Source organism: Legionella stuttgartensis, from assembly GCF_977063405.2.
Window position 1 is genome coordinate 50,135 of record NZ_CDRUHA020000082.1, and the last position, 13,027, is coordinate 63,161.

The window sequence follows — 13,027 nt, forward strand, 5'->3', positions numbered from 1 at the left end:
TATAAATTACTCGTTAACTTACCATCAAACTTTTAGAAACTACTTCCGCCAAATCGCGTGATAATTCCAACTTAGCCAACTGTTCTAAGTGATTGCGCATCAAAGCCTGTCTCGCTTTATCGTAGCGCTTCCACCGAGTGAATGGATTAGCCAAACGGGCTGCAATTTGCGGGTTAATTTTATCTAAGGTCACTAACATTTCAGCTAAAAAGGAATAACCACTTCCATCTAAAGCATGAAAATTACGCGGATTTCCCATACAAAATGCGCCGATTAGGGCACGAACTTTATTTGGGTTCTTAATGCAAAATGCAGGGTGTTTTAATAACACGTTCACATGAGTTAACGTTTCCGGTAACTCACAGGTCGCTTGGATAGCAAACCACTTATCCAAAACCAAATCATTTTTAGACCATTGCTTATAAAAATCATCAATTGCTTGTTCTCGTAAGCCTTGATTCGTGCAATTAACTAATAAGGAAAAACTGGCAATTTGATCGGTCATAGTCTGTGCAGCCATAAATTGCTGTTGGCATAGGTCTAAAGTTGAAACTTCCTTAGCTTTCATCATGAGCCATAAGCAAACATTGCGCAATTTTCTACGTCCATATGCCGGACCATTCATACGATGATCCTCAATTTCCCATAACTGCCCATAGAGAGAATGAGCCGCTTCATACAAATACCAACCCAATTGCTGGTGGAAAAAATCACGGACATTTTCTACAGCACTCACATCCACACTTTCTAATCGTGTAGCAATATCCTCAAATCCTGGAGGAGTTAGCAATTCTGCGCGAAGATCAGCATCAAGTGAATCATCAAGTAATACATGTTGAAACGCAGAAATTAAATCAGATGGAATGTTCCATTGACTCGATGGTTGATTCAAGCATTCCTTAATGCAATTCAAAATAAGATTTTGTGCTGCATCCCATTTAGCATAACCATCTACTTCATGGCGCAATAAAAAGAGCAACTCGTCCTGACTCAAATCGTGTTTCAATTTAATCGGGGCAGAAAACTCGCGTAATAACGAGATGACCGGTTTTTCATTCAAGCCAGTAAAAGTGAAACTTTGCTCCACTTCCTTTAACTCCAAAATATCGTGCCCCACCGACATTTGATGTCCATTAGTGTCAAATAAGGCAATTTTAATGGGGATATGAAATGGTTTTTTATCATTGCATTCAGGAGTTGAAGGACAACTTTGTTTCATTTTTAAGGTCAGTTGACCTTGTGCATACTCACTAGTAACGGTTACTTCGGGAGTTCCTGCCTGGCTATACCAGCGTTTAAATTGAGTTAAATCGATCTGATTGCTTTCTTCCATTGCAGCTACAAAATCATCGATAGTGACAGCTTGACCATCATGACGTTTAAAATATAAGTCCATGCCATGACGAAAGCCCACCTTGCCCAGCAGCGTATGCTGCATACGGATGACTTCAGCCCCTTTGTTATAAACGGTTGCCGTATAAAAATTATTTATTTCCTGATAAGACTCGGGTCGCACAGGATGTGCCATTGCTCCTGCATCCTCGGGAAATTGAGCACTTCGTAATACCCTGACATCCATAATGCGATTCACATCTCGTGAATTCATATCCCGGGAAAATTCCTGATCCCTAAATACCGTTAGTCCTTCTTTCAAACTTAGCTGAAACCAATCACGGCAAGTCACTCGATTACCGGTCCAATTATGAAAGTATTCATGGGCCACCACACCCTCGACATCTGCAAAATCTTGATCTGTTGCGGTATCAGGGCGCGCAAGAATATACTTGGAGTTAAAAATATTTAATCCCTTATTTTCCATGGCCCCCATATTGAAGTCACTAACCGCTACGATCATAAAAATATCCAGATCATATTCACGACCATAAACTTCTTCATCCCAGCGCATGGATTTTTTCAAAGACTCCATCGCATGACCACATTTATCTTCATTTCCAGGTTCAACGTAAATACGTAAGTCAATAGTACGACCCGAACAAGTAGTAAACCTATCCTGAACACAAGCCAAATCTCCTGCGACTAAAGCAAATAAATACGATGGTTTTTTAAAGGGATCATTCCAAACTACCCAATGGCGCCCATCGTTAGTGGCGCCAGATTCAATTAAATTACCATTGGATAATAAGATAGGATATTGCTTTTTATCTGCAGAAATACGTGTTGTATAAGTAGCCAAAACATCAGGTCGATCAAGAAAATAAGTGATGCGTCGAAATCCTTCTGCCTCGCACTGCGTACAAAATAGATGATTGGAGCGATAAAGCCCTGATAATTGGGTGTTATTTTGAGGATAAATCCGCGTTACAATATTTAATATCAGTTCATCGGGACAATTTTCGATAATTAGCCCATCATCATCGAGGGTATAAGCGGATGGTTCCAGCTTTTGGCCATTCATATGCACGCTTATCAATTCCAACTCATCTCCATATAGGTGCAAAGGACCTTTATGTTGACGGATTAACTTAAGTTCACTATTAACCAAAGCATGATCATCATACAAGTCAAAATTTAAATTTACAGTCTCTACTGTAAAAAAAGGGGGCTGGTAGTTTTTTAAATAAACGGTAGTGTTAGGCATGATCATTACATCCTACGCAAAATGCGATTAAGTTTATTGAGTTATATAACAATTTTCTTAGTTTAGCCTATAATGATTATAAAGGGGTAACTTCTCAGGTCAATCTTTATAAATAGAACGAAGTTAGCTGAAAATTCATTATTGCATTTACCCGTAAAATGCAATAAATGTAAATGTAAAGAAACACAAATATATCCTTATATAAGGATAAAAGGGGATGGCATATGAACACTCAAGACTTTTTAACTGGTTATACCAAACGCTTTGTAGATAACAAAGAAGAAGAGATGAGTTTGGAAGAATACCTGGAGTTGTGTAAAAATGACCCGTCTGCTTATGCTAATCCAGCGGAGCGCTTATTAATGGCTATAGGCGAACCAGAGATGATTGATACACGCCATGATCCTGTTTTATCAAGGATTTTTTCCAATAAAATCATCCCTCGTTATACTGTATTTGAAGATTTTTACGGCATGGAAGAGCCTATTGAGCAGATTGTTGGTTTCCTAAAACATGCAGCCCAGGGACTGGAAGAAACCAAACAAGTACTTTATCTCTTAGGACCGGTTGGTGGTGGTAAATCTTCTATCGCTGAAAAATTAAAAGATTTAATGGAAAAAACACCCTTTTATGCCATTAAAGGTTCCCCAGTATTTGAATCTCCCTTGTCTTTATTTAATCCAATAGAAGATGCTGAATTACTCCAAGAACGTTTCGGAATTCCCTCCCGCTACTTACGATATTTAATGTCACCATGGGCCGTTAAACGCTTACATGAATATAATGGAGATATCAGTAAATTTAGGGTAGTTAAAGTCAAACCCTCTCGTTTAAAACAGATTGCCGTTGCCAAGACAGAACCAGGCGATGAAAACAATCAGGATATTTCTTCATTAGTAGGTAAAGTTGATATTCGTAAATTAGAAGAGTTTTCTCAGGATGATCCTGATGCATACAGTTATTCTGGTGGCTTATGCCGAGCAAACCGCGGTCTTCTAGAGTTTGTTGAAATGTTTAAAGCACCAATCAAAGTGTTACATCCACTATTAACTGCGACTCAAGAAGGCAATTACAATGCCACTGAAGGATTATCTTCCATCCCATTCGAAGGAATTATTTTAGCGCATTCGAATGAATCAGAATGGCAAACATTCAGAAACAATAAAAACAATGAAGCATTTATAGACCGTATTAACATAGTCAAAGTGCCTTATTGTCTGCGCGTTTCTGAAGAAATTAGAATTTACCAAAAACTGATTGATAATAGTTCGCTGACTCATGCACAATGCGCCCCCGGCACTTTGGACATGTTGGCGCAATTTTCAGTCTTAACCCGTTTAAAAGAGCCACAAAACTCCAGCATTTACTCCAAAATGCGCGTGTATAATGGCGAAAGTTTAAAAGATACCGACCCGAAAGCAAAATCATATCAGGAATACCGTGACTTTGCCGGTGTCGATGAAGGAATGAGTGGTGTGTCCACCCGCTTTGCTTTCAAAATTCTATCTAAAGTGTTTAATTTTGATCATAGTGAAGTAGCAGCGAACCCCGTACATTTAATGTATGTTCTAGAGCGTCAGATTGAACAAGAACAGTTTCCGCAAGAGGTACAAGAATCTTACTTGGCATTTATCAAAGAATATATGGCACCCAAGTATGTTGAGTTTATTGGCAAGGAAATTCAAACAGCGTACCTGGAATCCTATTCTGAATATGGTCAAAATATCTTTGACCGCTACATAACCTATGCTGATTTCTGGATTCAAGACCAAGATTATCGAGATCCAGATACTGGTGAAATTTTTGACCGTGCTTTATTAAACCAAGAACTAGAAAAAATAGAAAAACCCGCAGGAATATCAAATCCCAAAGATTTTCGTAATGAGGTGGTGAATTTTGTTTTGCGCGCTCGTGCTAATAACCGAGGCAAAAATCCTGTGTGGAACAGTTATGAAAAACTAAGATCTGTGATCGAGAAAAAGATGTTCACCAATACGGAAGATTTATTACCCGTTATTTCTTTCAATGCCAAAGCATCTGAAGATGATAAGAAAAAACATGAAGAATTTATTTCTCGAATGATCGATAAAGGTTACACACGCAAACAAGTACGCTTGCTTTGTGAATGGTATTTGCGAGTACGTAAGTCACAATAATAAAAACGGTTCTCTCATACCTATGAGAGAAATACTGGCTATTTGTAGTTTAGGTGAACGCGGATGCTGTAACCCGGGACCTATGATAAACGCTTCTTTGAGCTAAGGCGTTTGCTTTCGCCCTAACTACAAATAGGTACAGAATATTTTATGTGGGGCTAAATTATGTCGCAATTGATTGATAGACGACAAAATGCGGGGAAAAAAAGTACGGTTAATCGCCAACGCTTCCTTCGCCGCTATAAAAATCAGATCAAACGGGCTGTCTCTGATGCCGTTGGCAAACGAAGTATTACCGAAATTGACCAAGGCGAACAAATTACCATTCCAGCCAAAGACATTTCTGAACCTAGGTTTCATCGAGGTCAAGGCGGACACATTGAACGTGTATTACCAGGTAATGATAATTTTATTACCGGCGATCGAATAAGAAGGCCCAGTGGCGGTTCTGGGAGTGGCGGCGATGGTTCTGAAGCCAGTGACAGCGGTGAAGGTGAGGATAATTTTGTTTTTGAATTATCTCGAGAAGAATTCTTGGACCTATATTTTGAAGATCTGGAATTGCCGGACTTAGTTAAAAAAGAATTGGCACGTATTAGCACCTTCAAAACTGTAAGGGCGGGAGTAACTACCAGCGGCATCCCGAACAATATTAATGTTCTTCGTTCGATGAAACAAGCAACTGGACGTCGAGTTGCTTTGGCCTCCCCTTATAAAAAGCAATTAAGAGAAGCGGAAGAAGAACTTGAACAACTACAAGCACAACCCGTTCCAGATGCTGAAGCATTAATAAGTTTAAAGAAGAGAGTTGAGTATCTAAGAAAGAAAATTCAAACAGTGCCATTTATCGATACCATTGATCTACGCTATAACTTTCGCGTTCGTGTACCATCACCTTCAACTCAAGCAGTCATGTTTTGTGTGATGGATGTATCCGGTTCAATGGATGAAGCCAAGAAAGATATTGCAAAACGCTTTTTTATCCTCCTCTATATGTTTCTTACCAAAAATTATGAAAAAATTGAACTTGTATTTATCCGACATCATACCTCAGCTAAGGAAGTGAATGAAGAAGAGTTCTTTTATTCTAGAGAAACGGGGGGGACTGTAGTTTCCAGCGCTTTGGAACTTCTGAGTTCCATTATCGATGCGCGATATCCTCCTGAAGCATGGAATATTTATGTAGCCCAAGCATCCGATGGGGATAACTGGAATGCCGATTCACCCTATTGTCAGGAGCTATTGCAAGATAAGATTATGCCCTTATTGCAATATTTTGCTTACATTGAAATCATGCCGCGCCATCATCAAAGTTTATGGGAAGTCTATCAACTGGTCAAAGAGCGCTATCCTAATTTTGCTATGGAGAATATTGATACGGTAGCAGACATCTACCCCGTATTTCATGAGCTATTTAAAAGGAAGACTGCATGAAAAAGAAGAAGCCATTATCAACTGGTGCAGAATGGACCTTTGAATTAATACAGGACTATGATCGTGAAATTGCACGAATAGCCAAAGATTTTAAGTTAGATACCTATCCCAATCAAATAGAAGTCATTACCGCAGAACAAATGATGGATGCTTATGCTTCCGTAGGCATGCCTATAGGCTATCATCATTGGTCCTTTGGAAAACATTTTGTCAGCGTGGAAAAAAGTTACAAACGAGGACAAATGGGTTTGGCTTATGAGTTGGTGATTAATTCAAATCCCTGTATTTCCTATCTCATGGAAGAAAATACCATGGCGATGCAGGCGTTGGTAATTGCTCATGCTTGTTATGGACATAACTCTTTTTTTAAAAACAATTATTTATTTAAAATGTGGACATCGGCTGATGCCATCATTGATTATTTAGTATTTGCAAGAAAATACATCAGTGAATGCGAACAACGTTATGGTATTAACGAAGTAGAATCAATCTTGGATGCATGCCATTCCTTGATGAACTACGGTGTGGATCGTTATAAACATCCCGCCCCTTTATCCATTCAAGAAGAAAAAATTCGCCAACAAAATCGCGAAATTTACATGCAATCTCAAGTTAACGAATTATGGCGAACCATACCTCAAGGTCGACAAGTCGCCGAACAAGCTCAGAAAAAACGATTTCCAGAAGAACCCCAAGAAAATATATTGTATTTTATTGAAAAAAATGCACCCTTATTAGAGCCCTGGCAAAGAGAAATCGTGCGTATTGTACGCAAGATGGCGCAATACTTTTATCCTCAAGGGCAAACCAAGGTGATGAACGAAGGATGGGCCTGCTTTTGGCACTATACTATTTTGCATGCATTGTACGATGAAGGTCTGGTTACCGATGAATTTATGTTGGAAATCTTACAAAGTCACACCAATGTCATCATGCAACCACCTTACAATAGCCCATATTACAGCGGCATTAATCCCTATACTTTGGGTTATCATATGATGCAAGACATCAAACGGATTTGTGAAAATCCTACTGAAGAAGATAAGGCATGGTTCCCTTATTTGGCCAATACTGACTGGTTAAGCAGTCTGGATAATGCGATGCGCCATTTCAAGGACGAAAGTTTTATTGCCCAATATTTATCACCTAAATTAATTCGCGATTTAAAATTATTTCATGTTGTTGACGATGATCGCAGTCCCGATCTGTATGTTAATGCAATTCATAATGAGCCAGGATATCAAAAAATAAGAGAAGCATTATCTAGACAATATAATTTAGGTTATTTGGAACCCGATATTCAAATTTACTCTGTTGACGTCCAAGGCGATCGCTCTATGACCTTAAGGTACACGCAACAAAATAGAATACCTTTAGGGAATACTACCGTGGATGTATTGAAACATCTCTATTCTTTGTGGAAATTCCCGATTGTTTTGCAAGCAATCAATCCTGAAAATGAGAGCACCGAAGAGTATCATTGTCCACCGTTGAATAGTGCATCAATTTAACGATGAAATCCTTCAATCTCAGGAAAATGAATTTTTTCTTTTTTGGGAGTCCGTAGTATATGAACACTTACACTTAAACGGTATGACTCTTCATCAGGATCTTCAAGGGGTTCTAGGTTGAGCTTCCAAGGATTTAGACAATGGCTTATGTTTATCTTGGATATAAACAATATCATTGATCAAACAATTCAAACAATTATGCGATGTAGCTCCATGTGCTCCCAGCTTAGCTAGTCTTAGCTGAACCTTTGCTGTTTCAAAATCGGGCGGTTCTTTATTCAACTCCGTTGTTACCAGATCTAAGGCATTATCTATAATTTTTTTATTTGCACTACCCATTCGAAACTTAGAAAACCATTGCCCCTTTATGTGGGCCGCATAAGCTTCCTTTATACCTATAACGGCTTCTTTTAGGGTATTCAAGTCTCTTTTATCTACACTGGTTCCGCCTACACTTAAATTTTTTACCGCCTCAGGAAGAACTGTCCTCATCGCCCTCAACGGATGGGCCGCTAACCTACCTTTTTCGGTACAAAAAGAAAAAGTATTTCCATAATATTGTTGAACGGGTGTCTGACTGACTACATCTCTATCCAATCTATAATTACAAAATTGACTAAAATGAGAAGGGTGTTTATCACTCAACCAACGACCATGAAGTGAATCGAGAGGCGCCGTATTAAAAGTTCGAACATGTAGGCTTCTTGATTCTCTTAAGTCTTGATCTTCGGCATAAGCTTTAGCTCCTACATATTGAGCTAAGTGTCCACCCAGAGAATGTCCTACTAATATTATTTCTCTATTTGGAAATTTCTTTTTGGTTTCTGCATAAAAATCAAAAGCCGCTGCCTGTAATTCTATTCCCACTGTACCAGTCAATATTAAATTCATATTAGAAAACATATCTCTAATTGAATCTGTTCCTCGGAAAGAAATGATGACTGGTGATTCATCATCGTTTGGTTCAAGACGAACGGCGGTTAAACCTCTAGAATGTTTTACATCAGCATTGGTTTTCGCGGTAATGCAGTATCCCGAACTATTAATATCAGTTTTTAATTGCGTTGTAGAAACATATCCCTGACGATGCTCTATTCGCAGAGAATTGTCCTTTCCCACAATGCGATAAGCAATATGTGCTGCACTGAGTAATAATCCAATGGTACATTTTGACATAACATCTTCCGAAATATATAAAAGGTATCGTTAGTGGGCAAAAAGACAACTAGATGTCTTTTATATAGTCTAACACATTGGTAACAAATTAATCAAAGCTCGCACAATTTATGAATCAATTTTAAGATGGATAACGAATATCTGAATCCCAGGTTAGGATACGTATTTACCTGGGATATACAATTTTTTATTTATTTTTATCTTCTTCGATAATTTCGGTGCTGGCGTACATTTTAATCGCACCCTCAATATATGGGTCTATATTAAACACAGCCCCAAAAGCTTTAGCCGCTACTTCATTCTTATTAAGATACCAATCACTTGTGTCATCAGCATAATATTGCACAACCATGGGTTTAAATAGTGCATAGGCAGTCCCATCATGTTGTCGTGTGCCAAGTCCTGCACCCACAAAATATTCATTCCCTTTGAGGGCTATATTAATCAGTTCCACAGCTTCATCTGGAGTACTGGGTGTATTTGCTTCGACAGGAATAGAATCAGAATAAACTTTGACCGTAACTGCTAATTTATCTCCATATTCATGCACACGGTTGATAAAAGAGGCTAATGCACGTGCTTTATCCTCATTACAAACTGTAACTTTAATTTCCATTTCAAGCCCATCACCAGCTAAATTACCTACGTGTACACAAGGATCTGCATTTAAGGTGGCACTTAACTGATTGTTTAATAAGTACCAAGGAGGGAGAAGCTTCCCCGCATTCACAACGAAGCTCATACTGCTTAAAAATATACCCAGAAAAAGCCCTACTTTATTTATTGCTCGATTCATCATTACATCTCACATCATTAAAGAAAAACAATCACCTCTATGAACTATATCTTACCCATATCTCAGAAACTCCATCCTTGACTCAGTGTCCCACCGGCCTACCACGAATGAGCCGTGGGAGGCAGGTGAACTAGTAAGCAATCTAGATTATTCTGATGCCATTTCAATAGCAAAAGCCAATGCCAACTTAGAGAAATTAGTCATATGTTCAAGACTTAATCTGTCCATGGTATCTTGAGAACTATGAATGTAGGGGTTGTGATCTTCAAAATTAGACTCACATGGGAATGCAGCTGGAATACCTACTTCATCCCAAGAAGCATGGTCACTGCAACCATAGCCACACTCTGAATAGGCAACGGGAACTTGAACATAATTGTTGATTAATTCGGCTACGAAATTACTTAAACTCTTATTGGTGTAATCAGTAAATACCCACATTGTTGGGTCTTCGGAATCCACTCGATATCCAGTCATATCAAACTGAATGGCCGCTTTTACGGGAATCGAATTATCCATAAAATGCTCAACTACATATTGAGAACCGACCAAACCTCGCTCTTCAGCTGCATACCAAATAATATAAATTGGGCGCTTAAAGGTTGTTTTAGAGGACAGCAAAACCCGAGCCATTTCCATAATTGATGAAGAACCACTACCATCATCTCCAGCCCCTGGCATACGGCCATCCAGTGTATCCATATGCGCGCCAATTACAACAGCTGGTGCATTAATGTCTTTACCAATCACGGTCACTAATGAAGGTTGCTTATAATAAGTGCCTGTTTTCACAAAAAATGTGGCTGTATCAGTGCGACCGTTGGCTTGGGCCATGTCTTCAAAAGTCTTTTTTAGCCAACGTGCAGCATCCACGCCTGTATCTTTGGTAGCGGAACGGTTATGAAACGAAGTAAGTTTTGTCAAAGTATTCCAAATATTAGCTGGAGTTACATCCTGTAATGCCGCATTGACTTCATCCTGGTGTTTAATTTCATAAACTGTACTTTGTGGCTGTAATTTTTTAATTGTTTTTTTCTGTAGAACTCGTTGCGCAGATTGTTTTTTTGCTTGCAGTAAAGAACCAATTATATGGTGGCTGACATTCACAAAACGGCCACAATTTGCTTCATCTGCCAAATGAGTCAGGGCATCTACATCAGCTGCAGCGATATCAATAATCTTAAATTGTTTATTTTCTGCTAAAACCTCATAAGGAGTAGCAATTTTTGCAGCAAGACATTGAGGCACTTGTAACTGCTCATGAACAGGGGCATTAGCTGCCAAAACATTCGCACTTGCAAGCGCTGAGCCCAGTGCAATATAGGTCATCCATTGATTCAAACGCATTTCTACTCCTAAGTTAAAATTAAATTTTAAATATATTTACAGCGTGAAAACTCACTTTACCTAAATTCGGCAGTTGAATCCACTGTTTAATTTAAGTTTTCTTCACTAAAAAAATAGCCACATGTCTTTTTTTTAAACTTATCGCTATTGATAATCATTTTCATTTGGGATAGAGTTGAACCCCAATCCATTAATTGAGCAAATAAATGGCAGTAACAAAAAAAAGATTCAAAAAAATTCCTCGTTACCTTGCTCTGGCTTCTCTTACTGTAGGCGCCAGTTTAATTCTTGGTTTTTTAAGTTTTGGAGGGATGTATGCCTTATATCCCGCTTTATCTCTGGCATTTGCTGCCTTTGGGCTCTCAGTTGCCTATGAAGGTGAAGTTTATTTACAAAACATAAAAGGATCATTCAAAAAACTTTTTAAAAGTAATTACCTGGAGAATCATTTAGCTAAAGAGTATTTGCTTGAACATTTTCCAGAAAATACCGATTCTAAAGAATGCCCTCAGTTTTTCAAAGATTATGAGACTCAACTCAAACTGCTGAGCGAGTTTAACCACAAACACCTCGATAAAGAGAGCAAAAAACACAAAAAACAAATCGAAAAAACTTTGTCGGACATGGAAAAATGGTTCGCATTACAATTATTTGCGACCAAGAAAAAGGAAACAGAGAAATTATCCGTTTATACAGAGCGACTAAGAGACTGGCTTAAACAACGGGGACAAAGTGAATGGCAAGAACGCCTAGAAAAACGCCAATCCACTTTTAATTTTGTTAAAGGCTTTAGTCTTCTTGCTGCAACGTTTATGGGACTTGGTAGCACCTACCTCATTGTTGAAGCCTTTAGCGTGATTCCTTTAATGGCCATGATTCCTTTTGCTTTTTGGCCAATCCTGGTTGTTCCTATGGCAGTAATTGCTGGGGCGGCTTATGGGATGTTGACTTATAACACGATTACCGATCTCATTAACAATGACACCATAAAAAAATGGTACACCAAACTAAGAGATGATCTGAGCGAAGGCTTAACAACCCGTAACCTCTTTATGGCTGCCCTAGCTATATTCTTAGTTAGTTTAGCCATTGCACTTACTGTTTGTACTGCAGGTACTTGGTGGACGGTGGCAACAAGTGCTCGCCCTTTATTTGAGTGGATGAAAAAAATTCCCAGTTTTGTTATGGGTGTAATTAACCCCTTTATCACGGGCTTATCCGCTATTTCTTTTAATGTACAAAACTCTTTTGAATCACTAGAAATGATGTATGAGGCATTGAAAGCCGATTCTGAAAATATAGTGAAGAGTACTTACAAATCACTTTCTTCTGGACTTACCCATATGTGGGAGACAGAAAATTGGCTGCAGATGCTTAACCCATTTCGTATTCTATTAAAATTAACAATTACCCCCTTACGCATTCTCCTTTTCTTTGGTCATTTAGTCAGCGTTGCGCTAACCTCAGATCGCATGCCTGGGGTTCCTCAAATAGTGGCTGCGCTAGTAGCAATTATTAGTGAAGGTTTTGAAGATGCCCACTATTTCGTTGGATCTAATTCTCATAAGAAGAAAACCCTGCTGGAGGAGCGCCTAGATTCTGAAGCGGAAAACGAACATGGGACTGACATTCCAACACTACTTCTTAAATTTCTAGCCTCTCCTATATATTTTCTTGCAGCCAGCTGGGATTACTTAGGAAGTAAAATGAACCCAGCTCCGATTGACTCAGAGCAGGATTCACAACCCAAGGCACTCAGTTTTTCTCAAGCATGGAATAAACAATTAGGAATTCCAGCGGAAAACGAACAGGATACCGACATTCCAACCAAATTTCTTAAATTTCTACCCTCCCCTGTATATTTTCTTGCAGCCAGCTGGGATTACTTAGCAAGCAAAATAAACCCCGCCCCGATTGAATTTGAGCAGGATTCACAACCCAAGGCATTAAGCTTTTCTCAAGCATGGAATAACCAATTAGGAACTCCAAAAGGGGTCCATATTTCACT

General features: G+C 38.8%; 7 protein-coding genes and 1 pseudogene. 4 read left to right on the plus strand and 4 right to left on the minus strand.

Annotation, left to right across the window (positions count from 1 at the left end; genetic code table 11):
• Positions 1-13 precede the first annotated feature (13 nt).
• Positions 14-2,599, minus strand: coding sequence for an aminopeptidase N (pepN, locus tag ACWTEW_RS28120; protein WP_454781329.1), 2,586 nt, complete (start codon positions 2,597-2,599; stop codon positions 14-16).
• A 224-nt stretch (positions 2,600-2,823) separates the two neighbouring features.
• Between pepN and ACWTEW_RS28125 the strand changes: the two genes are divergently transcribed.
• The 3 genes from ACWTEW_RS28125 to ACWTEW_RS28135 all read left to right on the plus strand — a co-directional run bounded on the left by ACWTEW_RS28125 (position 2,824) and on the right by ACWTEW_RS28135 (position 7,700).
• Positions 2,824-4,755 (plus strand): PrkA family serine protein kinase, encoded by a 1,932-nt coding sequence (locus ACWTEW_RS28125; protein WP_454781330.1) that lies wholly within the window; start codon positions 2,824-2,826, stop codon positions 4,753-4,755.
• A gap of 165 nt (positions 4,756-4,920) precedes the next feature.
• Positions 4,921-6,189, plus strand: coding sequence for a YeaH/YhbH family protein (locus ACWTEW_RS28130; protein ID WP_454781331.1), 1,269 nt, complete (start codon positions 4,921-4,923; stop codon positions 6,187-6,189).
• Complete coding sequence (locus ACWTEW_RS28135) at positions 6,186-7,700, plus strand: SpoVR family protein (RefSeq protein ID WP_454781332.1); 1,515 nt, start codon at positions 6,186-6,188, stop codon at positions 7,698-7,700. Before ACWTEW_RS28130 ends, ACWTEW_RS28135 begins: the two co-directional genes overlap by 4 nt.
• A 102-nt stretch (positions 7,701-7,802) precedes the next feature.
• On the opposite strand, the gene ACWTEW_RS28140 is transcribed toward ACWTEW_RS28135, so the two are convergent.
• From ACWTEW_RS28140 to lapA, 3 genes are all read right to left on the minus strand, one after another.
• On the minus strand, positions 7,803-8,876 hold the full coding sequence (locus tag ACWTEW_RS28140) for a lipase family protein (RefSeq protein WP_454781333.1): 1,074 nt from the start codon (positions 8,874-8,876) through the stop codon (positions 7,803-7,805).
• A 187-nt stretch (positions 8,877-9,063) separates the two neighbouring features.
• Complete coding sequence (locus ACWTEW_RS28145; RefSeq protein WP_454781334.1) at positions 9,064-9,675, minus strand: group-specific protein; 612 nt, start codon at positions 9,673-9,675, stop codon at positions 9,064-9,066.
• Positions 9,676-9,819: 144 nt separating this feature from the next.
• Entirely contained in the window at positions 9,820-11,019 is a 1,200-nt protein-coding gene (gene lapA / locus ACWTEW_RS28150) for an aminopeptidase LapA (RefSeq protein WP_454781335.1), read from the minus strand.
• A gap of 206 nt (positions 11,020-11,225) precedes the next feature.
• On the opposite strand from lapA, the pseudogene ACWTEW_RS28155 reads away from it, so the two are divergent.
• Positions 11,226-12,851, plus strand: a pseudogene (locus ACWTEW_RS28155) (hypothetical protein); the annotation flags it as partial.
• Positions 12,852-13,027: the final 176 nt, after the last annotated feature.